Source organism: Rahnella ecdela, assembly GCF_019049625.1.
GTDB classification, from domain to species: domain Bacteria; phylum Pseudomonadota; class Gammaproteobacteria; order Enterobacterales; family Enterobacteriaceae; genus Rahnella; species Rahnella ecdela.
This window is the reverse complement of the sequence record NZ_JAFMOY010000123.1, coordinates 107,379-128,317: the sequence shown is the minus strand read 5'-3', so window position 1 is coordinate 128,317 and position 20,939 is coordinate 107,379. Positions and strand designations below refer to the sequence as shown.

The following is a 20,939-nucleotide window of genomic DNA, read 5'->3' as shown; positions in this document are numbered from 1 at the left end:
CCCATGATTGAAAATTTTCCGGCTGAAAAGAGTCTGCAACCAGAAACCACGCAGGATCTCACCCGTAGTTTCCCGCTACAACCTGCCTCCCCTGCTGTCTATCCGGATGACGATTTAAACCGTCAGAGCCTGAAACAGCATATGGAAGTGTTTCAGGTATGGCTGGCAGATGCCTTCAATGCCGGGCAACGGGCGGAAGAACTGGTGGATGCGCGGGCGCATTACATCGACCAGCTGCTGCAACGTCTGTGGACATTCTACGGGTTCGACAATATTCCTGAAACCGCGATGGTGGCTGTCGGCGGCTACGGGCGCGGCGAGCTGCATCCTTTATCCGATATCGACGTGCTGGTCCTGAGCCAGAAACGCCTCAACGACGAGCAGGCGTTGCGCATTGGTGAGCTGATCACCCTTCTGTGGGATCTCAAACTGGAAGTCGGCCACAGCGTCCGGACGCTGGAAGAGTGCCTCTTAGAAGGCCTGGCCGATTTAACTGTCGCCACCAACCTTATCGAATCCCGACTGATTTGCGGCGACGTCGCGCTGTTTCTCAGTATGCAGAAACACATTTTCAGCGACGGGTTCTGGCCTTCACCGAACTTCTTCCGCGCAAAAATCGCCGAGCAGAATGAGCGCCATCAGCGTTATCACGGTACCAGCTATAACCTTGAGCCGGATATCAAAAGCAGCCCCGGTGGCCTGCGCGATATCCACACAATCCTGTGGGTTGCCCGCCGCCATTTTGGTGCCACGTCGCTCGATGAAATGGTCGCGTTTGGCTTCCTGACCAAAGCCGAGCGCAACGAACTGCTGGAATGTCAAAGTTTCCTGTGGCGTATCCGTTTCGCCCTGCATCTGGTTCTGCCGAGATACGACAACCGTCTGCTGTTCGACCGTCAGCAAAGCGTGGCGCAGTTATTACAGTATCAGGGCGAAGGCAATCAGCCGGTTGAACGCATGATGAAAGATTTCTATCGCATGACCCGTCGGGTCGGCGAGCTGAATCAGATGTTGTTGCAGCTGTTCGATGAAGCGATTCTGGCGATTGGCCCGAATGAAAAACCGCGTCCGCTGGATGAACATTTTCAGCTTCGCGGCGACCTTATCGATCTGCGCGACGAATCCCTGTTCGATAACCGCCCGGAAACCATCATCAGCATGTTCCACCTGATGGTGCGTCACCGCGAAATCAAAGGGATTTACTCCACCACTGTGCGTTTGCTGCGCCATGCCCGCCGCCATCTGAAAGAGCCGCTGTGTATGATCCCACAGGCGCGCGAAATGTTTATGTCGATTCTGCGCCACCCGGGCGCGGTATCCCGTGCGCTGGTGCCGATGCACCGTCACAGCGTGTTGTGGGCGTATATGCCGCAATGGGGACAAATCGTCGGACAGATGCAGTTCGACTTGTTCCACGCCTATACGGTCGATGAACACACCATCCGCGTCCTGCAAAAATTGGAAAGTTTTGCCCACGAAGAGACGCGACCGAAGCATCCTTTATGTGTGGAACTGTATCCGCGCCTGCCACAGCCTGAACTGTTGCTGATGGCCGCGTTGTTCCACGATATCGCCAAAGGCCGTGGCGGCGATCATTCAATTCTCGGCGCGCAGGATGTGCTGGAATTTGCCGAACTGCACGGGCTGAATTCCCGCGAAACTCAGCTGGTCGCGTGGCTGGTCCGCTGCCATCTGCTGATGTCTGTCACCGCTCAGCGCCGCGATATTCAGGATCCGAATGAGATCCAGCAATTCGCGGCGGAAATGCAGACCGAAGTCCGTCTGCGCTATCTGGTCAGCCTGACTGTCGCCGATATCTGCGCCACGAACGAAACCCTGTGGAACAGCTGGAAACAGAGCCTGATACGCGAGCTGTATTTCGCTACCGAGAAACAGCTGCGCCGCGGTATGCAGAACACGCCGGATCTGCGCGAGCGCGTACGTCATCACCGTTTGCAGGCGCTGGCGTTGCTGCGCATGGACAATATTGATGAGGAAGCGCTGCATCGCATCTGGAGCCGATGCCGCGCAGATTATTTCCTTCGCCACTCGCCGAATCAGCTGGCGTGGCACGCAAGACATCTGCTGGAACACGACTCCACCAAACCGCTGGTGCTGGTCAGCCGCCAGGCGACGCGCGGCGGTACCGAGATATTTATCTGGAGCCCGGATCGCCCATATCTGTTTGCCACCGTCGCTGGTGAGCTCGACCGACGTAACCTGAGCATTCATGACGCGCAGATTTTCACCAATCGCGACGGCATGGCGATGGATACCTTTATCGTGCTCGAACCGGACGGCAGTCCGCTGGCTCAGGACCGCCATGAAGCCATCCGTTACGCACTGGAACAATCGATGACGCAGGCCTATCAGCCACCGCGCGCGCGACGTCCTTCGCCAAAATTGCGTCATTTCAGCGTGCAGACCGACGTCAGTTTCCTGCCGACGCATACTGACCGCCGCACGTATATGGAACTGGTAGCGCTTGATCAGCCTGGCCTGCTGGCCCGCGTCGGGGAAGTATTCTCTGATCTCGGGCTGTCGCTGCACGGTGCGCGCATCTCGACCATCGGCGAACGCGTAGAAGACTTATTTATTCTGGCCAACGGTGAGCGCCGCGCGCTGGATAAGCAAACTCGTCAGGAAATCACACACCGATTAACTGAGGCACTCAACCCCGGCGATAAAATGTGATACAAGTACCACTATCTTTTAAAACCAATTCAGGAAAGAGAACAGGATGCAGCAACTACAAACCGTTATTGAACAAGCCTTCGAGCGCCGTGCAGATATTACCCCGGCTAACGTTGACAGCGTAACGCGCGACGCCATCACTCAGGTTATCAACAAAATCGACAGCGGCGAATTGCGCGTGGCTGAGAAGATTGATGGCGAATGGGTGACGCATCAGTGGCTGAAGAAAGCGGTACTGCTCTCGTTCAGAATCAACGACAATCAGGTCATGGAAGGCGGTGAAAGCCGTTACTTCGATAAAGTGCCCATGAAATTCGCTGACTACGATGAAGCGCGTTTCCAGCGTGAAGGTTTCCGCGTGGTGCCACCTGCTGCCGTGCGTAAAGGCGCGTTCATTGCTCGTAATACCGTGCTGATGCCTTCTTACGTCAACATCGGCGCTTACGTTGATGAAGGCACCATGGTTGATACCTGGGCGACTGTAGGTTCTTGCGCGCAGATCGGTAAAAACGTTCACCTCTCTGGCGGCGTGGGTATCGGCGGTGTTCTGGAGCCATTGCAGGCTAACCCGACCATCATCGAAGATAACTGCTTTATCGGCGCGCGTTCAGAAATCGTTGAAGGCGTGATCGTCGAAGAGGGCTCTGTGATTTCCATGGGCGTTTACATCGGCCAGAGCACTAAAATTTATGACCGCGAAACCGGCGAAGTACATTACGGCCGCGTGCCGGCGGGCTCCGTTGTTGTTTCCGGTAACCTGCCTTCTAAAGACGGCAAATACAGCCTGTATTGCGCCGTGATCGTTAAGAAAGTGGATGCGAAGACTCTGGGCAAAACCGGCCTGAATGAGTTATTGCGCACAATCGACTAAACTTGAAAAGAGCGGGTATTGTTTTAAAAACTAACCCGCTATTTTTTTATCTTCTAAACGGCAAACTGTGCAATTAATCAATGATTAAAGCCGCCGTTCAGTTCATCATGACACTCTGATTTTCTCCTAAACGAAGGTGGCGCTATGTATGACAATCTGAAAAGCCTGGGCATTAATAATCCCGACGATATTGATCGTTACAGCCTGCGTCAGGAGGCCAATAACGACATTCTGAAGATCTACTTCCGCAGAGATAAAGGTGAGTTCTTTGCTAAAAGCGTGAAATTTAAATATCCACGCCAGCGCAAAACCATCGTCGCCGATAATGCGGGACAAGGTTATAAAGAAATTCATGAAATCAGCCCTAACCTGCGCTATGTGATTGATGAGCTGGACCAAATCTGTCAGCGCGATCAGGTTGAAGTGGATCTGAAGCGTAAAATTCTTGATGACCTGCGTCACCTGGAATCCGTTGTGGCGAATAAGATTACAGAGATTGAATCCGATCTGGAAAAGCTGACCAGTGGTCGCTGATTATTCGCAGCCAGAAGATTGAGAAACTAAAAAGGTCAGGCATTTACCTGACCTTTTTTATTGCGAGCAGAGAAGACGGGTGCGATGTTATTTAAGCAACTGACCCCATTTTTCCACCCAGGGAACAGCGACCGTTTCGGGTTCAGCCGTTTCCATCGCATCAATTTCCAGCATTTCGCCGATACGTGATGCACCCTGTTCCTGCAACAAATCATCCAGCTTATGGCCGCCGCCACAAAAATGATCGTAGCTGATATCTCCCAGTGCAATCATGCCGTAGCGCAGCTCTGGCTGATAACCCACGGTATCGCGGATAGCGGTATACAAAGGCGCAATGCTGTCCGGCAAATCGCCCTGACCGGTGGTGGACGTCACAATCAGTACAAAGTGATGACGGTAATACTGCCAGGCCTCCAGCGTGCCTTCTTCGAACAATTTGACCTCATGGCCCTGGCCTTTCAGCACGGTTTCCGCTTCTTCTGCTACCAGTAACGCATTGCCGTATACCGTACCGACAAAAATTCCGACTTCTGCCATGGGTTTCACTCCTGTGTGATGCCAATATTTCAATCAAAGGACTTAAATTTGTGGACTATCCTGACCGCAACTTTCTGCAAACTCAACCCTTTCAAGCTCAGGGATTTTCCCCTGCCAGCCAAACTGCGCCACCACATTCTGCCAGCGATGATCCCAGCGTGCATTCAGTGAAAGCGGTTCTCCGGTCACCGGATGCGGCAACTGCATATGGCTGGCGTGCAGCATCAGTCCGGAACAGCCGAAGTGTTCGGTCATGCCGCGGTTCTGCTTTAAATCGCCGTGCGCGCTGTCACCGATAATCGGGTGGCGCAAATGTGACATATGGCGACGCAACTGATGTTTGCGGCCGGTTTCTGGTTTCAGTTCCATCAGACTGTAGCGTGCGGTGTCGTAACGTCCGACAGCCACCGGCATCTCAACCTGTGTAACAACGCGATAATGCGTGACCGCAGGCTGCGGCGCTTTATCCGGATTCGCAAACTTATCGGCGATTTTATCCAGCTCTTCGGTCAGCGCGTAATCCAGGGTGCCGTCTGCTGGCACATACCCGCGAACTACCGCGTGATACGTTTTGCTCATCTGATTATTTTCGAACTGCTGCGACAGTAAACGTGCCACCTCGCTGGACAGCGCTAGCAGCAAAACGCCGGACGTCGGCTTATCCAGCCGGTGAACCGTAAACACATGCTGACCAATCTGATCACGCAATGTCTGCATCACAAACACCGTTTCATGGCTATCCAGCCAGCTGCGGTGAACCAGCATGCCAGCAGGTTTATTCACTGCTACCAGATGTTCGTCCTGATACAAAATTTCCAGCATGTCAGTCTTCTATATTCAGCAAATCGTCAAGGCGTTGCAGCTGAGTCAGCAAACGGAGTGATTCAGGCATCGCCACTTCAAAATAGGGGGTGATAGCGAAACGGGTTGGCAATGGCGCATGCGCTTCCAGCAACGCATACATGCGGGGAACCAGCACCCATTGCAGCCATTGTTCAGCTGACATGGTATCGACGGAAAACGGCTCTTTGCTTTCAAAGGCTTCCGCTTCCGGTGGCGTGGCGTGCCACAATTTATCGTCACGCATGACCTGCTCGATATCTTCTAAAATCTCGCGAACCTGGTTTTCTGTATTCATTAATGACTCTCTTCGTTCATGGCCCCGGACAGCCTCCGCCTGGGGCCGCAAAGCATAACATTGAAGGACTGATGCCCCAACTTTCTGCATCGTATCCAATTTATCAATCCAACCATAAGTTTTTCGTGGTGGCGATAAACGCCCGATACGGGCAAACTACCGCCACTTTTTTCTTCACAGATGTGTAAAAATGTCCGCACAACATACTCAAAAAGCACACGCAACACCGGCAAAAGCCATGCTGGCCTCCGTCACCGGCTACGCTATGGACGGCTTTGATTTACTGATCCTCGGCTTCATGCTTCCCGCTATCACCAGCGAATTTGGTTTGTCATCCTCACAAAGCGGTTCTCTGGTCACCTGGACTCTGATTGGTGCCGTACTGGGCGGCGTGATTTTCGGGCCAATCAGCGATCGTTTTGGCCGTATCCGCGTACTGACCTTCACCATTTTGATGTTCTCCCTGTTCACCGGTTTGTGTGCTTTCGCACAAGGCTATTGGGATTTATTGATTTACCGCACGCTGGCCGGTGTCGGGCTCGGTGGCGAATTCGGTATTGGTATGGCGCTGATTGCAGAAGCGTGGCCGGCTGAAAAACGTAACCGCGCCTCGGCGTATGTCGGCATGGGCTGGCAGCTCGGTGTATTAATGGCGGCATTTCTGACACCGCTGCTGCTCGGCGTTATCGGCTGGCGCGGCATGTTCCTGGTCGGGCTGCTGCCTGCTCTGGCCTCTTTTCTTATCCGCCGCACAATGGGGGAACCGGAAGCCTTCGTCAAACACACAGCCAGTAATAATGATGGCTCACTGTTCAGCCGCATCAAATTATTGTTCCGCGATAAAGCCACCACGAAAGCCAGTCTCGGTATTCTGATCCTGTGTTCGGTACAGAACTTCGGCTATTACGGGTTGATGATCTGGATGCCAAGCTATCTGTCGAAAAACTTCGGCTTCTCACTGACCAAATCCGGCCTGTGGACGGCGGTGACTGTTGTGGGGATGACGTTTGGGATCTGGCTGTTCGGCGTGCTTTCTGACCGTTTCCCGCGCTGGAAAATCTTCCTGATTTATCAGGTCGGAGCCGTCATTATGGTGGTGTGTTATGCGCAACTTACCGATCCGATCCTGATGTTATTCGCGGGTGCGGTGATGGGCATGTTTGTGAATGGCATGATTGGCGGTTACGGCGGGCTGATATCGGATCTCTATCCTGTACACGTCAGAGCGACCGCGCAGAATCTGTTGTTTAATCTCGGACGTGGCGTGGGCGGTTTTGGTCCGCTGGTGATCGGGATACTGGTGGCGCAGGTTTCGTTTACCGCAGCCATTACATTACTGGCGGCGATTTATCTGCTGGATATCTTCGCCACGTTATTCCTGCTGCCGAAAAAGCAGGGACAGGATGATGTCTTAGGTGCAATAGGCTAAAAACAGAGGGGCGCTTCGGATATCGCGGAGCGCCTTCTGTTACCAGACTGTTCCAGCACTGCGATAAAAGATTCAAACAAAAAGTTGGGGGCACTGTTTACACAGTGCCCCCGGTTCGTTTTATAGCAATCCAGCTACCTAAGTGCTCCCTGCTCAATCCCTGAAAACTTTTCCTGCGGTTATCCTAACCGGCTATCCTTCGCATCGTCCAACTTTCATCCTGACGGTCTGTCCTAAGTCATCCTGACTGATATCCCTTGGTCATCTGTGACCCGCTCAGCTTCCTTTGTGAACTCTCTTCTCCGTCCTGGAGGTGTCCCTGGTTTCGTCCTGAAACATCCTGGCATAATCCGATGCCGTCCTGACTCTTCCTGAGCCGTCCCCTTCTTTTATGATTCAGCCATCATCCTGATGTTCTGTCTCATGCTTCCTTGGTGCACGACTAGAATCGTTGATTTTGCCCTCCCGGACAAGACAGGCTGTAAGCCAAAATCAGGGGGTGTAAGCCGCATCACAAGAAAAGTATTCATAAAGCTATTGATTAAAAAGGAATTTAAATTAATTTAAAGCAAACAATTAAGTCAAATTAGCGAGATCTCTTACAGCCTTTGTGAGAGATCTCTCACACGCTTGTGAGCCATTTGTGCTCTGCGGGTTGGGGTACATCGATTATTAAATCAGGCGGGGTAAACAGCGGTCAGCATTGTAAGGAATTCTGACAACGATGGCGAGAGTATAGTTCGTTTTTTGCTACCGAACTGTTCAAGCACAACATTGCCCGTCACATTACACAACGAAATCAGATCCAGCTCGGAATCTGTGGTCGCCAGAAAAATAGTGGGTGTCAGCTTCAGACGCTTTTGTGTAACCAAATGACCAATCAGATTTTCCTGCAAACGGGTGAAATCTTCCGGGCTCCACACCTGCAACAGTGTCAGCGCATTGCCCTGCCAACTGGCCGTCATATCTCCGGCGAACTGGGTGGTATAAAACTCATGCGCCTCTGTACGCAGCTGTAATTCCATTGCGCGTTCTACATTTTCCAGGGTCGCCTGCGGGCTGAATGTCTGGGTCAGCCAGTACACTTTGTCTTCATCCGTCTTCACCACGCATGGTGATTCCACACCGAACAGGGCTTCGCTGGAAGGCGGCATGCCGGTTTCCTGTTGCCAGAGATCGACAAAACGCTGAGTAAATTCACGCAATGATACAGAAACTTCAGACTCCATAATTCTCTCATCTTCCGGTAAGGCTGGGTTAAACTGGTGGCTATTCTCTATTGTACCGATCTCTAAGCAAGGTGACAGCATGTCCTCATATCAGGATAACCCCGCTCTGGCGCAACTGACGCTGGGTAAAAGTACGGCTTACGTCGACCATTATGATGCGTCTTTATTGCAGGCTGTTCCGCGCAGCATGAACCGTGAGCCGCTGGGCTTGTATCCGGATAACTTACCGTTTCATGGCGCCGATATCTGGACGCTGTATGAATTGTCCTGGCTCAACGCGAAAGGATTACCGCAGGTTGCTGTTGGCGAAATCAGCCTGAATGCCGATAGTCAGAACCTGATCGAATCCAAAAGTTTCAAACTCTATCTGAACAGTTTCAACCAGACCGTTTTCCCTGACTGGGAAACGGTGCAGAAAACCTTAACCCGTGACTTAAGCGCCTGCGCGCAAGGTGACGTGGCGGTAACGGTCTGCCGCCTGTCTGAAATTGAAGGCACGCCGGTAGGGCGTTTCGAAGGCGTCTGCATTGATGAGCAGGATATTGAAATCGACAGTTACGAGTTCAGCACGGATTATCTGACCAATGCCAAAGGCGAAGAAATTGTTGAAGAATCGCTGGTCAGTCATTTGCTAAAATCCAACTGTCTGATCACCCATCAGCCGGACTGGGGTTCCGTACAGATCCACTATCGCGGCCCGAAAATCGACCGTGAAGCCCTGCTCCGCTATCTGGTGTCTTTCCGTCATCACAACGAATTCCACGAACAATGCGTCGAGCGAATTTTCAACGATCTACTGCGTTTCTGCCAGCCGGAAAAACTTTCCGTGTACGCCCGTTATACGCGACGCGGCGGCCTGGATATCAATCCGTGGAGATCCAACTTCCCGTTTTACCCTGCAACAGCGAGACTTGTCAGACAATAATGCGAGACGTTGCTCAAGAACTGAGCTAACGCTCTGTCAGCATTGGTAAAAGCCTGATGACAGGGTTACTGTTAAATTGCATACGGCGCAAAAAACATGATTCGAAAAATCATGCGCCGCAATCAGGTAGCAGAAAGAATCACTGCACCCGTTGGTGTCAAGGAGCAACTTTGATTACACATATCAGCCCGTTAGGCTCAATGGATTTGTTGTCGCAGCTGGAAGTCGACATGCTCAAACGCACTGCGAGCAGCGACCTCTACCGCCTTTTCCGAAATTGTTCACTCGCCGTCCTCAACAGCGGCAGCCAGACTGACAGCAGTAAAGAACTTCTCGAACGTTACGAAAGCTTTGATATCAACGTACTGCGCAGAGAGCGTGGTGTGAAACTTGAACTGGTGAATCCACCGGAAGACGCCTTTGTGGACGGGCGTATCATCCGTTCGTTGCAGGCCAACCTGTTTGCTGTGCTGCGCGATATCCTCTTCGTCAGCGGGCAAATCGACAACGCCGGACGTTATCAGACCCTGAATACCGAAAATTCAGCACACCTGACCAACCTGGTGTTTTCAATCTTACGCAACGCCCGTGCCTTGCATCTGGATGAAGATCCGAACATGGTCGTGTGCTGGGGCGGACACTCCATTAATGAAATCGAATACCAGTACGCCCGCAACGTTGGCAGCCAGCTGGGTTTACGCGAACTGAACATTTGTACCGGCTGTGGTCCGGGTGCGATGGAAGCGCCGATGAAAGGTGCCGCGGTCGGCCACGCGCAACAGCGTTACAAATCAGGCCGCTTTATCGGCATGACCGAGCCTTCGATTATTGCCGCCGAGCCGCCTAATCCGCTGGTCAACGAACTGATCATCATGCCGGATATCGAAAAACGGCTTGAGGCATTTGTTCGTATTGCCCACGGGATCATTATTTTCCCTGGCGGCGTAGGCACCGCAGAAGAACTGCTGTATCTGCTGGGGATCCTGATGGATCCGGAAAACAGTGATCAGGTTCTTCCGCTGATCCTGACCGGCCCGAAAGAAAGCGCCGACTACTTCCATGTGCTCGACGCTTTCATTAAAGATACGCTCGGTGAAGAAGCCTGTAAGTTCTACACCATTATCATCGACGATCCGACAGAAGTGGCCCGTCAGATGAAACGCGCAATGCCGCTGGTGAAAGAAAACCGCCGGAACAGCGGCGACGCGTACAGCTTTAACTGGTCGATTCGCATTGCGCCTGATTTACAGCATCCTTTCGAGCCAAACCATGAAAACATGGCGAACCTGAACCTTTATCCAAACCAGCCACCGCAGGAACTGGCCGCCGCACTGCGTCGCGCCTTCTCCGGGATTGTGGCCGGTAACGTGAAAGAGTTCGGGATCCACGCCATCGAACAACATGGTCGCTTCAAGCTGCATGGTGATCCGGCATTAATGAAAAAAATGGACAGTCTGCTGCAAGGGTTCGTCGCACAGCACCGCATGAAATTGCCGGGCAGCGCGTACATTCCTTGTTATGAGATTTGTGCCTGACTCCTCAGCCACGTTTCTAAAGCAGATCTAAGGGCGACGCGAGTCGCCTTTATTATGGAGATTATCATGGCTATACATCTGCTGATTATCGATGCCCTCAACCTGATCCGCCGTATTCATGCGGTTCAGGGTTCGCCCTGTCTGACTACCTGCCAGAACGCCATCGCGCAACTGATTCAGCATACTCAGCCCACCCATGCCGTTGCCGTCTTCGACGAAGATGACCGCGCCGACAGCTGGCGTCATCAGAGCCTGCCCGACTACAAAGCCGGGCGCACACCAATGCCGGAAAACTTATTCGCGGAAATGCCCAGTCTGAAAGCCGGTTTCGAAGCGCATGGCATCGCCTGCTGGCATTCAGCAGGTAACGAAGCGGATGACCTGGCGGCCACGCTGACCGCGAAAGTCTCGTCCGGCGGACATCAGGTCACTATCGTTTCAACCGATAAAGGTTACTGCCAGCTGCTGGCACCAAATGTTCAAATCCGCGATTACTTCCAGAAACGCTGGCTGGACATGCCTTTTGTGCAGGAAACCTTTGGCGTTCTGCCGCAACAACTGACCGATTACTGGGGGCTTGCGGGGATCAGCAGCAGTAAAATTCCCGGCGTACCGGGGATTGGCCCCAAGACTGCGGTCACGTTACTGACGCAGACCGGATCGCTGGATGAGCTTTACGATAATCTCGAAGGCGTGCCGGAAAAATGGCGTAAGAAGCTGGAGGAACATCGTGAACAAGCTTATATCTGCAAACGGGTTTCAACGCTGCAAACCGACGTCGCGCTGGACGGCAACTTACAGCAACTGCGCCTGCCATAAAATGGGGGTAAAAAAGGCGCTTCTTATTAGAAACGCCATTATCAGATACTCAAAATAATTCGAGTTGCAGGAAGGCGGCAAGTCAGTGAATCCCGATGAGCTTACATGAGTAAGTGATTCGGGTGAGCGCAGGCGGCCAACGCATCAGCAACTTGAAGTATGAAGAGTATCAGCGATCACGCTCATCGCGACGCCCGCCAATAGCCGACCAGAAACGGCGGATATGCACGGTCACTTCTTCGCGGTCATGATAAAGCTGTTTCGCGAAGATCTCTGCGTTCACGCCATTTTCTTTCAGTCGTTCGTCGATGCGCGCCAGAATATTGGACACTTCTTCGTAACGCTTTTTCATCGGTAACTTCAGGTTGAAAATCGCCTCGCGACACCAGCCGTTGACCAGCCAGTCACACATCAGCGCCGCCACTTTCGCCGGTTTTTCTACCATGTCGCACACCAGCCAGTAGTTTTTGGTACTGGTAGATTTGTAGCGGAAGCCGTCTTCGCGCAGGTGGATAACCTGACCAGTTTCCATCAGACTTGGCGCCATCGGACCGTTGTCGATAGCGGTGACCATCATGCTGCGTTGTGTCAGCTGATACGTCCAGCCACCAGGACACGCGCCTAAATCGACCGCGTACATGCCACTCGCCAGACGCTCATCCCACTCATCCGCAGGAATAAAAACGTGGAAAGCTTCTTCGAGTTTCAGCGTCGAGCGACTTGGGGCTTCGGACGGTAACTTGAGGCGAGGAATACCCATATAGAAAGGTGAGTTGTTATTGCTGTAGGAATACCCCACGTAGCAGCAACCCGGCGCGATAAAGAACACATGCACCACCGGGCGCAGGGCATTCTCTTTCTTTCCCAGCACTTTGCATTCACGCATCGCTGAGCGCAACGGCACCGTCAGTTTGCGACAGAACTTAGTCAGTTCTTTGCTTTCATTGGTGTCCGGTACTTCGACGCGAAGCTCACCGCCATTGGTGATCACGTTCTGCACCATACCGACGATCGGAGAAACGCGATCTTCCGGGGGTAAATCTTTCAGCAACTCGCCAACCACGATTAACTGACGGGCAAAAATCAGTTCGCGGAACGGTAAATTCTTCGCAATCTTGTCAGCATCATCCGGCTGATAGCATTCAAACAGCACATATCCGCTATTTTCTTTAACACGGGCAAAACCGAAGATTTCCATCTTTGCGGCTTTATCGGTAATTTCTGCAGCGCATTCTTTTTCAAAACCCTGGCGGCAGTAGAGAGCAACTTTATTCATGGCGTTCGGCCTTTTTCTTCAGGCGCAGTGCGCCGATCAACATCAAAATCCAACCGACCAGGAACAAGGTACCGCCAATCGGAGTTACAAAAACGAATAAACGGAGATGCGACAGAGCCAGACAATAAAGGCTGCCGCTGAACAACACGGTTCCCAGCGCTAAAAAGGCGCTGCTCCAGTAGAACCACACATTACGCTGGCGCTGCATCGCAACACCTAAAATCATCACCGCCAGTGTATGAATACTTTGATACGTTAATCCGGTGTGGACCCACGCCATTTCCGCTTCGCCGAGTGACTGACTCAACACATGTGCGCCAAAGGCACCGAAAGCGACGTAGATAAAACCGCTGATTGCGGCGAAGATCAACATTGAACGACTGGTCATTATACGTTACCTGTTATCGTTATTTGCCGATGAAAATCCTGAGTAATCAGTCCTATAAACTGACCCAGAACATTCTATCCCCAGAAATCCGGCATCATGCCTGATCGAAACGAAAGCGCAGTTTTTCCTGCTCGCTGGCTGCACGCGCGAGGATCCACTGACGAAAGGCGGCTATTTTACCCAGTTCTGCCTGACTGTCATGACAAACCAGATAAAAAGCATTTTTACTGATCAAAACTTCGCTGAACGGACAGACCAGACGTCCGGCCTCAATTTCAGTCTGCGCCATGACATTATTCACCAGCGCAATGCCTTGCCCGTGTACGGCGGCCTGAACCACCATCGCGCTGTGGCTGAAAATGGGGCCCTGTTGAACATTGATCTGCTGTAAGCCGAGCTGTTTGGTATAAGCCAGCCAGTCGCGGCGGGAGGCGTCGTGCAGCAAAGTGTGGTGGCTTAAATCTGCCGGTTCCTTCAGCGGATTATCGCTCATCAGTAAAGAAGGAGAACAAACCGGAAGTAAATATTCAGCATATAAACGCTCGGCCCGCAGCCCCGGCCAGTTGCCCCGACCATGGAAAATCGCTACGTCAACGTCATCTGACAATTTGTCTTCTTCACGGTCCACAGCCTGGATGCGCACGTCGATGCCCGGATAAGCTGAGTTAAAGCCAGACAATCTTGGCACCAACCACTGAATTGCAAAGCTCGGAGGCAAACTCACTGTCAGAGCGCCTTTCGCACTGCGCGCCTGAAGTTTACGCGTTGCCTCATTCAGGGACGAGAATATCTCCTTAATATCCAGATAATAGCTCTGCCCTTCTTCAGTCAGTAACAATGAGCGATTACGCCTGCGAAACAGTTTTAACCCTAAAAAGTCCTCAAGTGACTTAATCTGGTGGCTAACAGCGGCCTGCGTGACGAACAATTCTTCGGCAGCCTTAGTAAAACTAAGGTGGCGAGCTGCGGCATCAAATACCCGCAGAGAATTCAAAGGCGGTAAACGTTTTGACATAGAATGGATACTTCTTATTCGCCGGTATGCGGAGCGACTGTCCACGGTTTTAGACATTAGTTTTTTTTATCCGAGACATTATAATTTGTCCGTTGAGGATGTACAGGCAAAAACCTATAGTGGCGCCACTTCCTGAGCCGGAACGAAAAGTAGATTGGTATGAGGATGCTGAAATACTTTTGGCTTGTGGTTGTGATGTTGTGTTTGCAATTGTCTGGCGATCCAGACACGTAGCTTGAATGCTACAAACTTTTCACTTCCTGTACATTACCCTGTCTGTCCAAAGTGATTTTTCAGCACCGCAATTTGCGGTGCTTTTTTTTGCCTGTTTTCTTTCAAGACAGACAGGCAAGACTGGGCACGTCAGGGCACGTCAGGGCAATAACAGCGTTATGCGGGCGCATAACGTGACAAAACCGGCCTCATCGCAAGAAGAGCCGGTTTTGTCATAAAGCAGAATGTGAGGTTACCCCGGATTCAAACAATCAGGGTGGTCACCTGAGGGATTAATTCCCTTCTGCCATTTCTTTAACTTCAGATTTATTGATCTGCTGCTTGTTGCCATACGCATCGGTATAACTGATCATACCGGTATCACTGTCCGTGCTTGGTTTGCCCTCAGCAACAATGGTACGGCCATCGTTGGTATGCATTACGTAGTTGCTCGAACAGGCGGCAAGTGTTGTCGTCAGCAGTGCAGCTGAAATTACGGCGACGATCTTCTTCATCATAGACTCCTTGCAGATTGAAATGCTTTAAATTCCTGGTAAAACTCCAGGTTAATGCTTCTAGTCTTCGTAATTCAGCATAACAAACCTCTGATAAATTTCCAGGTAACCATTCCTAAAATGAATAAGCGGCTTGTGTTACAAAAAACCTGCATTTTTTAACTCAGGCCGAAGGATCTGATTTCGTATGACTGACTTTAATCCCACCGGTTTCCGGCAGCACTTTCCTGCGTTGTCTCAGGGACAATGTTACCTCGACAGCGCTGCGACGGCGTTGAAACCGCAGGCGGTGATCGACGCGACTGTGAATTTCTATACGCAGGAAGGCGCAACCGTCCACCGCAGCCAGCATCGGGCAGCGCAAACGCTGACGGAACAATACGAGCAGGCCAGAACGCAGGTCGCAGAATGGATTAATGCGCCGCATAGCGAAAACATCGTCTGGACGCGAGGCACCACCGAATCGATAAATCTGGTAGCACAAAGCTGGCTGCGCCCGCGTTTGCAGCCGGGTGACGAGATTATTGTCAGTCAGGCTGAGCATCACGCGAACCTCATTCCGTGGCTGATGGTGGCGCAACAGTGTCAGGCGCACGTCGTCACGCTGCCGGTGGAGGAAAACGGTACACCGGATATCGATGCCCTTTCTTCCCTTCTTAACAGCAAAACACGCCTGCTGGCGCTGACGCAAATGTCGAACGTGACCGGCGCAATGCCCGATATTGCCCGCGCCGTTAAACAGGCGCATGCAAACGGCACCGCCGTTCTTATCGATGGCGCCCAGGGCGTGGTGCATTGCCCGCCAGATGTACGGCAACTCGATATCGACTTTTATGCTTTCTCCGGTCATAAACTTTACGGGCCGACCGGCATCGGCGTGCTGTATGGCAAAACCGAGTTACTTGAGAGTATGTCGCCGTGGCAGGGGGGCGGAAAAATGCTGACACAGGCTTCGATGACGGGTTTCACGCCGCAGGCTATTCCGCACCGCTTCGAAGCAGGAACGCCAAATATTGCCGGAGTGATCGGGATGTCTGCTGCCCTGAAATGGCTGAAGACTGTAGATCTGCAAGCAGCGGAGAAATACACCCAGCAACTGGCGAAACAGGCTGAAGAACAGCTGGCGCAGATTGAAGGTTTCCGCAGTTTCCGCGCTCAGAATTCTTCTGTTTTGGCATTCGATATCGCCGGAGTACATCACAGTGATCTGGTCGCATTGCTGGCCGAACAGGGGATTGCCTTGCGCGCAGGACAGCATTGCGCTCAGCCATTGATGGATGTGCTGGGCATCAGCGGAACATTACGGGCATCATTTGCGCCGTATAATAATGAACAGGACGTTATGCGGCTGGTCGGTGCGGTAAAATATGCCCTCGATTTGTTAGCCGATTAATTCATTGTTTGGGGAATAACATGTTAGCGCCACATCCTTTCGGCCACGAGATCACTGAAAACTCACTGACCGAAAAATTCGCGTCATTCCGTCAGTGGGAAGACCGCTACCGCCAGTTAATCCTGCTCGCAAAATCCCTGCCACCGCTGGATATTGCGCTGAAAACGCCAAAAAATGAGCTGTCAGGGTGTGAAAACCGGGTCTGGCTGGGTGCCGAGAAAGCAGAGAACGGGACGATGCATTTTTATGGTGACAGCGAAGGTCGCATCGTGAAAGGTTTGCTGGCCGTGTTACTGACGGCGGTAGAAGGCAAAACGCCAGACGAGATCTTAAAGCGGGATCCGCTGGCGTTATTTGATGTGTTGGGATTGCGTGAGCAGCTCAGCACCAGTCGCTCGAGCGGACTTAATGCTCTTGCTGGAGGCGTGATCACCCTTGCCCGTCAGGCTGCCTGAGACTGACGCTGTGCTTTCGCCATCATTTTCTTCAGGACATGAGAAACCGCGACAAACCCAAACGTTGCGGTGACCATCGTCGCCGCACCAAAACCGGAAGCACAATCCATGCGCTTCGGTCCTTCCGCCGTTGCCCGTGAAGCGCACACTGAGCCATCGGCCTGCGGATACATCAGCGGTTCGCTGGAAAATACACAGTCAATTCCGAGCTTGCCTTTGCTGTTTTTCACCACATTAAAATCATTTTTCAGGCGCTCACGCAGTTTTGCTGCCAGCGGATCCTGGATGGTTTTCGCCAAATCCACGACAGAGATCTGCGTCGGATCGATTTGTCCGCCCGCGCCGCCCGTCGTGACTACCGGGATCTTATAGCGACGGCAATAGGCCAGCAGCGCGGCTTTGGGACGCACGCTGTCGATTGCATCAATCACGTAGCTGAACCCCTGATTGAGCATCTCAGCCACGTTGTCTGGCGTAATAAAATCGTCGATGCAAGTGACTTTACACTCCGGATTAATCGCCAGGATGCGCTGCGCCATGATTTCCGTCTTCGCCTGCCCGACATTTTCACGCAGGGCATGGATCTGGCGGTTGGTGTTAGTGACGCACACGTCATCCATATCAATCAGCGTGATGGCGCCAATGCCGGTTCGCGCCAGCGCTTCCGCCGCCCATGAGCCCACTCCTCCAATACCAATCACACAGACATGCGCCTGCGAAAACAGCTCCAGTGACTGCTGACCGTAGAGCCGTGCAGTTCCACCAAAACGTTGCTGATAAGCGTCGGAGTAAGTAGCTGTCATGAAACGATAAACCTCAGTGCGTTGTGTCGAAATCTAGTTAGAGGGCGCGTACGCCGTGAACAGCGGCTTGCCGTTCTGCGCTGATTTTAACACCCAGACGCGTCCGTAGTGATTATAATATCCTGCTGCATGACCGGCATCAGTCCCAATCCCCTGATACATATCGAAATGTTGCCCTTTTATCGCGCCCCCGACATCCAGTGCTACCATCAGACGCATATGATATTTACCGGTAAACTTACCTTTATCGTTAAGCTCCGGCACTTCAGCCAGCAAAGTTGTACCCGCCGGGATTAGCGAACGGTCAGATGCCACAGATGCTTTGGCAATCAGCGGAACACCACTTGCGCCACGAACCGGCGCGAAAGGTTCTGGTTTAAAGAAGACAAATGACGGATTCTGCTCGAGCAGTTCACGCACTTCTGCCGCGCTGTGCGTATCGGCCCACTGGCGGATAGCCTGCATAGACATGTTCTCACGCGCCACTTCGCCACGGTCGATCAGCACTTTGCCGATACTGCGGTAAGCATGACCATTCTTGCCTGCGTAACCAAAGAACATGAACGGGCGACCATCGCCGTAATCGACATACCCGCTGCCCTGCACTTCCATCATGAAGTTATCCATCAGGGAGTTAGTCCAGGCAATCACGTAGTTATCGCTTAGCGCACCGGAATAGATGGAAGCGCGATCGGGTAAACGACCACGTTTTGGCGGCATACGGTACAGCGGATACTGGAATTCACCCTGACGGGTATAACGTGCCTGCACCACCGGTGTGTAATAGCCGGTCAGCTGGACGTTACCGAAATTGTCCGCGCCTTCCATCTGATATGCGCTGATGCCGTACTGACTCAGATTGCGGGTATCCGCGCCGGAGCGTAACCATTGCTCGACGGCCTGGAATGTCGTGTTATTACGACCATATAAAGAAGAAGAGGCAATTTGAACGGCTGCAACCTGATTGGAGTAATCCAGCGCATTTACCGGTTTGCCTGTCGCATTCGGCTCATTCACGTATTCAAGCGCGTTATCCAGACGACCATCTTTATACTGCTGGCCGCGGTCGGTAGGTCTCGAGGAACATCCCGCCAATACCGCTATCACCAGACCACCCAGCAGATATTTACTCCAACGTCCTTTCATTATTGCCGCGCTCTCTTACATTCAGGGAAATGACTGGCGAAACGATAACAAACGGCCTATCAGAAAGGAATTGCCACAGCTGAAAAAAGTGCACTGAGCCAAATTGGACATGAAACGGCGATTTTGTGGATGAAAAGCCAGCAACTAAGTGCTTTATTTGAATAAATTAAAAAAAGGGTTGCACGAAATCTCATGGGGAGTATAGTTCGCCTCCATCGGACGCGGGGTGGAGCAGCCTGGTAGCTCGTCGGGCTCATAACCCGAAGGTCGTCGGTTCAAATCCGGCCCCCGCAACCAATTCGATTTCGATGCATGAAATGCTCAGTTGAATTGTACGATGAAGTAAAGCAGTATACGGACGCGGGGTGGAGCAGCCTGGTAGCTCGTCGGGCTCATAACCCGAAGGTCGTCGGTTCAAATCCGGCCCCCGCAACCAATTCGAGACTGAAGTATGAAGATGCTCGGTTCGGATAATGTGATGCAGTAAAGCAGTACTAAGTAGTGACGGACGCGGGGTGGAGCAGCCTGGTAGCTCGTCGGGCTCATAACCCGAAGGTCGTCGGTTCAAATCCGGCCCCCGCAACCAACTACTAACGTCAGCTTAAATAAGCAGCAAAGAAAACATCAGACACCTTAACGGGTGTTTTTTTGTATCTGAATTCCGGCGAACAGCGGGAATGAATTTCCCGCGTCCTTCCCGCACACAACTGACTTATCCCCTCGCAGACATCCCGCCCTGTGCGAAATACGCTTTAATCCCGGCCAGAATGGATTCCGCCACCTGCTGCTGAAAATGCGCAGTGCGAAGTTTTTTCTCTTCATTGATATTACTGATAAATGCCGTCTCGACCAGAATCGAAGGAATATCCGGAGCCTTCAGCACCGCAAATCCCGCCTGATCGACTTTGTTTTTATGCAGATGATTAATCTTGCCCATACGCGTCAGCACTTCTTTACCGAATTTCAGACTGTCACTGATGGTCGCCGTCTGAACCAGATCAAACATCGTATGATCGAGATAACGGTCGCCGCTTTTGCTGACGCCGCCTATCAGGTCAGATTCATTCTGGGTTTGTGCCAGAAAGCGCGCCGCCGAACTGGTCGCGCCCTTGGTCGATAACGCAAAAACAGATGAACCTTTGGCTGCCCGGCTGGTAAATGCATCGGCATGAATGGAGATAAAGAGATCGGCCCGCAGCTTGCGCGCCTTCGCCACACGAACTTTTAGCGGAATAAACACATCTTCATTGCGGGTCATGTACGCTTTCATATTCGGCTCGCGCGTAATGAGCTTTTGTAACCGGCGGCCAATCTGTAACACCACGTCTTTCTCACGCGTCTTATATTTGCCGATGGCACCCGGATCTTCGCCGCCATGTCCGGGATCGAGCATGATTACCAGCGGGCGACTGCGCCCTGCCTTCCCGTCTTTGGCGGTTTCCGGCGGCAACGTTCTTGCGACATCCCCGCGATTGTAATCTTCGAGTAACGCCAGCAGCGGATCATCCTGAACACTGACCTCCCCTTCTTGCGGATAAAGGTCGACCACCAGACGGTTATGAAACTCCGCCACTGGTTTGAGCGTGAAAACATGCGGACTGATGGCCCGCTTGAGTTCCAGCACCATGCGAACCGTTTTAGTATCGAACTGCCCTACCCGTGCCTGACGGATATAAGGATCACTTTGCTGAACTTTCTCGCCAAGGCCTTTGAGCACGCTGTTGAGATGCACGCCCTCGATATCAATCACCACCCGTGGCGGGTCGCTGAGCAGAAACTGCTTATATTTTAAAGGAGTGCTGGATTCGAGAGTAATGCGGGTATACGTCGAGGAAGGCCAGATGCGTACCGCGATGACCTGTGAGCTGGCGGCAAAACCTATTTTACTCACACTCAGCATCCAGGAGGCAGCTACGGTTTGAAGAAGGCGTCGTCGTCCGGGATTGTGATTATCGTCAGTCATGCAGTCTCAAAAGTATCTAAAAGTAAAAAATAGGTGATAAAAAAATCAGTTTGCGAATTCT

At 52.2% G+C, this 20,939-nt stretch carries 20 protein-coding genes and 3 tRNA genes; 12 read left to right on the top strand and 11 right to left on the bottom strand.

The genetic code is table 11. The features are described from left to right. Nucleotides 1-3 precede the first annotated feature (3 nt). The 3 genes from glnD to J1784_RS10710 all read left to right on the top strand — a co-directional run bounded on the left by glnD (nucleotide 4) and on the right by J1784_RS10710 (nucleotide 4,099). Nucleotides 4-2,694, top strand: coding sequence for a bifunctional uridylyltransferase/uridylyl-removing protein GlnD (gene glnD / locus J1784_RS10720; RefSeq protein WP_217149182.1), 2,691 nt, complete (start codon nucleotides 4-6; stop codon nucleotides 2,692-2,694). A gap of 46 nt (nucleotides 2,695-2,740) precedes the next feature. Continuing rightward, complete coding sequence (dapD, locus tag J1784_RS10715; RefSeq protein WP_101079222.1) at nucleotides 2,741-3,565, top strand: 2,3,4,5-tetrahydropyridine-2,6-dicarboxylate N-succinyltransferase; 825 nt, start codon at nucleotides 2,741-2,743, stop codon at nucleotides 3,563-3,565. Between the two features lie 144 nt (nucleotides 3,566-3,709). Further along, nucleotides 3,710-4,099: a DUF3461 family protein gene (locus J1784_RS10710; protein ID WP_056781756.1), complete on the top strand. Its 390-nt coding sequence runs from the start codon at nucleotides 3,710-3,712 to the stop codon at nucleotides 4,097-4,099. Nucleotides 4,100-4,186: 87 nt separating this feature from the next. Here the strand turns inward: J1784_RS10710 and J1784_RS10705 are convergent, their stop codons facing one another. The 3 genes from J1784_RS10705 to J1784_RS10695 are packed head-to-tail and all read right to left on the bottom strand — an operon-like array spanning nucleotide 4,187 to nucleotide 5,774. Beyond that, nucleotides 4,187-4,636, bottom strand: coding sequence for a flavodoxin (locus J1784_RS10705; protein WP_217149181.1), 450 nt, complete (start codon nucleotides 4,634-4,636; stop codon nucleotides 4,187-4,189). A gap of 42 nt (nucleotides 4,637-4,678) precedes the next feature. After that, nucleotides 4,679-5,458 carry a tRNA pseudouridine(65) synthase TruC gene (gene truC / locus J1784_RS10700; RefSeq protein WP_217149180.1) on the bottom strand — a complete coding sequence of 260 codons (780 nt, stop codon included), beginning with the start codon at nucleotides 5,456-5,458 and terminating at the stop codon, nucleotides 4,679-4,681. 1 nt (nucleotide 5,459) lies between these two features. Then, complete coding sequence (locus tag J1784_RS10695; protein ID WP_217149179.1) at nucleotides 5,460-5,774, bottom strand: YqcC family protein; 315 nt, start codon at nucleotides 5,772-5,774, stop codon at nucleotides 5,460-5,462. A gap of 190 nt (nucleotides 5,775-5,964) precedes the next feature. Here J1784_RS10695 and J1784_RS10690 point away from each other — a divergent pair, with 190 nt between their 5' ends. Then, nucleotides 5,965-7,203: an MFS transporter gene (locus tag J1784_RS10690; RefSeq protein WP_217149178.1), complete on the top strand. Its 1,239-nt coding sequence runs from the start codon at nucleotides 5,965-5,967 to the stop codon at nucleotides 7,201-7,203. Nucleotides 7,204-7,880: 677 nt separating this feature from the next. Here the strand turns inward: J1784_RS10690 and syd are convergent. Next, nucleotides 7,881-8,432 (bottom strand): SecY-interacting protein, encoded by a 552-nt coding sequence (gene syd / locus J1784_RS10685; protein WP_217149177.1) that lies wholly within the window; start codon nucleotides 8,430-8,432, stop codon nucleotides 7,881-7,883. 79 nt (nucleotides 8,433-8,511) lie between these two features. On the opposite strand from syd, the gene queF reads away from it, so the two are divergent. The 3 genes from queF (at nucleotide 8,512) to xni (ending at nucleotide 11,711) form a co-directional block, all read left to right on the top strand. Beyond that, nucleotides 8,512-9,357: an NADPH-dependent 7-cyano-7-deazaguanine reductase QueF gene (gene queF, locus J1784_RS10680; protein ID WP_217149176.1), complete on the top strand. Its 846-nt coding sequence runs from the start codon at nucleotides 8,512-8,514 to the stop codon at nucleotides 9,355-9,357. Nucleotides 9,358-9,527: 170 nt separating this feature from the next. Further along, nucleotides 9,528-10,892: a nucleotide 5'-monophosphate nucleosidase PpnN gene (ppnN, locus tag J1784_RS10675; protein ID WP_217149175.1), complete on the top strand. Its 1,365-nt coding sequence runs from the start codon at nucleotides 9,528-9,530 to the stop codon at nucleotides 10,890-10,892. Between the two features lie 66 nt (nucleotides 10,893-10,958). Next, nucleotides 10,959-11,711: a flap endonuclease Xni gene (gene xni / locus J1784_RS10670; RefSeq protein WP_217149174.1), complete on the top strand. Its 753-nt coding sequence runs from the start codon at nucleotides 10,959-10,961 to the stop codon at nucleotides 11,709-11,711. A 169-nt stretch (nucleotides 11,712-11,880) separates the two neighbouring features. On the opposite strand, the gene rlmM is transcribed toward xni, so the two are convergent. The 4 genes from rlmM to J1784_RS10650 all read right to left on the bottom strand — a co-directional run bounded on the left by rlmM (nucleotide 11,881) and on the right by J1784_RS10650 (nucleotide 15,118). Continuing rightward, entirely contained in the window at nucleotides 11,881-12,987 is a 1,107-nt protein-coding gene (rlmM, locus tag J1784_RS10665) for a 23S rRNA (cytidine(2498)-2'-O)-methyltransferase RlmM (RefSeq protein ID WP_217149173.1), read from the bottom strand. Continuing rightward, nucleotides 12,980-13,375, bottom strand: a complete 396-nt coding sequence (locus tag J1784_RS10660; protein ID WP_112288313.1) for a DUF423 domain-containing protein — start codon at nucleotides 13,373-13,375, stop codon at nucleotides 12,980-12,982. The genes rlmM and J1784_RS10660 overlap by 8 nt, the downstream gene beginning before the upstream one ends. 94 nt (nucleotides 13,376-13,469) lie before the next feature. Further along, nucleotides 13,470-14,390 (bottom strand): transcriptional regulator GcvA, encoded by a 921-nt coding sequence (locus J1784_RS10655; RefSeq protein WP_112288312.1) that lies wholly within the window; start codon nucleotides 14,388-14,390, stop codon nucleotides 13,470-13,472. 506 nt (nucleotides 14,391-14,896) lie between these two features. Next, a complete protein-coding gene (locus J1784_RS10650) occupies nucleotides 14,897-15,118 on the bottom strand; it encodes a YgdI/YgdR family lipoprotein (RefSeq protein WP_217149212.1) in 222 nt (73 codons plus the stop codon). A 187-nt stretch (nucleotides 15,119-15,305) separates the two neighbouring features. Between J1784_RS10650 and csdA the strand changes: the two genes are divergently transcribed. Both csdA and csdE read left to right on the top strand, forming a co-directional pair. Beyond that, complete coding sequence (csdA, locus tag J1784_RS10645; RefSeq protein WP_217149172.1) at nucleotides 15,306-16,511, top strand: cysteine desulfurase CsdA; 1,206 nt, start codon at nucleotides 15,306-15,308, stop codon at nucleotides 16,509-16,511. Between the two features lie 20 nt (nucleotides 16,512-16,531). Beyond that, nucleotides 16,532-16,966 (top strand): cysteine desulfurase sulfur acceptor subunit CsdE, encoded by a 435-nt coding sequence (csdE, locus tag J1784_RS10640; RefSeq protein ID WP_217149171.1) that lies wholly within the window; start codon nucleotides 16,532-16,534, stop codon nucleotides 16,964-16,966. On the opposite strand, the gene tcdA is transcribed toward csdE, so the two are convergent. Both tcdA and mltA read right to left on the bottom strand, forming a co-directional pair. Then, on the bottom strand, nucleotides 16,954-17,769 hold the full coding sequence (tcdA, locus tag J1784_RS10635; protein WP_217149170.1) for a tRNA cyclic N6-threonylcarbamoyladenosine(37) synthase TcdA: 816 nt from the start codon (nucleotides 17,767-17,769) through the stop codon (nucleotides 16,954-16,956). The genes csdE and tcdA overlap by 13 nt on opposite strands. Before the next feature lie 33 nt (nucleotides 17,770-17,802). Further along, on the bottom strand, nucleotides 17,803-18,915 hold the full coding sequence (mltA, locus tag J1784_RS10630) for a murein transglycosylase A (RefSeq protein ID WP_120508910.1): 1,113 nt from the start codon (nucleotides 18,913-18,915) through the stop codon (nucleotides 17,803-17,805). A 220-nt stretch (nucleotides 18,916-19,135) separates the two neighbouring features. Here mltA and J1784_RS10625 point away from each other — a divergent pair. The 3 genes from J1784_RS10625 (at nucleotide 19,136) to J1784_RS10615 (ending at nucleotide 19,501) form a co-directional block, all read left to right on the top strand. Next, a tRNA-Met gene (locus tag J1784_RS10625) sits at nucleotides 19,136-19,212 on the top strand. Nucleotides 19,213-19,274: 62 nt separating this feature from the next. Continuing rightward, nucleotides 19,275-19,351: transfer RNA gene (locus tag J1784_RS10620), tRNA-Met, on the top strand. A 73-nt stretch (nucleotides 19,352-19,424) separates the two neighbouring features. Beyond that, a tRNA-Met gene (locus J1784_RS10615) sits at nucleotides 19,425-19,501 on the top strand. Nucleotides 19,502-19,627: 126 nt separating this feature from the next. Here the strand turns inward: J1784_RS10615 and amiC are convergent. Beyond that, complete coding sequence (amiC, locus tag J1784_RS10610; RefSeq protein ID WP_217149169.1) at nucleotides 19,628-20,878, bottom strand: N-acetylmuramoyl-L-alanine amidase AmiC; 1,251 nt, start codon at nucleotides 20,876-20,878, stop codon at nucleotides 19,628-19,630. Between the last annotated feature and the right edge of the window lie 61 nt (nucleotides 20,879-20,939).

Coding starts and splice junctions, on each gene's coding strand:
- J1784_RS10655 (WP_112288312.1), bottom strand. CDS start 14,390: ATGTCAAAACGTTTACCGCCTTTGAATTCTCTGCGGGTATTTGATGCC.
- J1784_RS10705 (WP_217149181.1), bottom strand. CDS start 4,636: ATGGCAGAAGTCGGAATTTTTGTCGGTACGGTATACGGCAATGCGTTA.
- J1784_RS10695 (WP_217149179.1), bottom strand. CDS start 5,774: ATGAATACAGAAAACCAGGTTCGCGAGATTTTAGAAGATATCGAGCAG.
- tcdA (WP_217149170.1), bottom strand. CDS start 17,769: ATGACAGCTACTTACTCCGACGCTTATCAGCAACGTTTTGGTGGAACT.
- xni (WP_217149174.1), top strand. CDS start 10,959: ATGGCTATACATCTGCTGATTATCGATGCCCTCAACCTGATCCGCCGT.
- csdA (WP_217149172.1), top strand. CDS start 15,306: ATGACTGACTTTAATCCCACCGGTTTCCGGCAGCACTTTCCTGCGTTG.
- rlmM (WP_217149173.1), bottom strand. CDS start 12,987: ATGAATAAAGTTGCTCTCTACTGCCGCCAGGGTTTTGAAAAAGAATGC.
- J1784_RS10710 (WP_056781756.1), top strand. CDS start 3,710: ATGTATGACAATCTGAAAAGCCTGGGCATTAATAATCCCGACGATATT.
- truC (WP_217149180.1), bottom strand. CDS start 5,458: ATGCTGGAAATTTTGTATCAGGACGAACATCTGGTAGCAGTGAATAAA.
- csdE (WP_217149171.1), top strand. CDS start 16,532: ATGTTAGCGCCACATCCTTTCGGCCACGAGATCACTGAAAACTCACTG.
- queF (WP_217149176.1), top strand. CDS start 8,512: ATGTCCTCATATCAGGATAACCCCGCTCTGGCGCAACTGACGCTGGGT.
- glnD (WP_217149182.1), top strand. CDS start 4: ATGATTGAAAATTTTCCGGCTGAAAAGAGTCTGCAACCAGAAACCACG.
- J1784_RS10690 (WP_217149178.1), top strand. CDS start 5,965: ATGTCCGCACAACATACTCAAAAAGCACACGCAACACCGGCAAAAGCC.
- J1784_RS10660 (WP_112288313.1), bottom strand. CDS start 13,375: ATGACCAGTCGTTCAATGTTGATCTTCGCCGCAATCAGCGGTTTTATC.
- amiC (WP_217149169.1), bottom strand. CDS start 20,878: ATGACTGACGATAATCACAATCCCGGACGACGACGCCTTCTTCAAACC.
- J1784_RS10650 (WP_217149212.1), bottom strand. CDS start 15,118: ATGAAGAAGATCGTCGCCGTAATTTCAGCTGCACTGCTGACGACAACA.
- dapD (WP_101079222.1), top strand. CDS start 2,741: ATGCAGCAACTACAAACCGTTATTGAACAAGCCTTCGAGCGCCGTGCA.
- syd (WP_217149177.1), bottom strand. CDS start 8,432: ATGGAGTCTGAAGTTTCTGTATCATTGCGTGAATTTACTCAGCGTTTT.
- mltA (WP_120508910.1), bottom strand. CDS start 18,915: ATGAAAGGACGTTGGAGTAAATATCTGCTGGGTGGTCTGGTGATAGCG.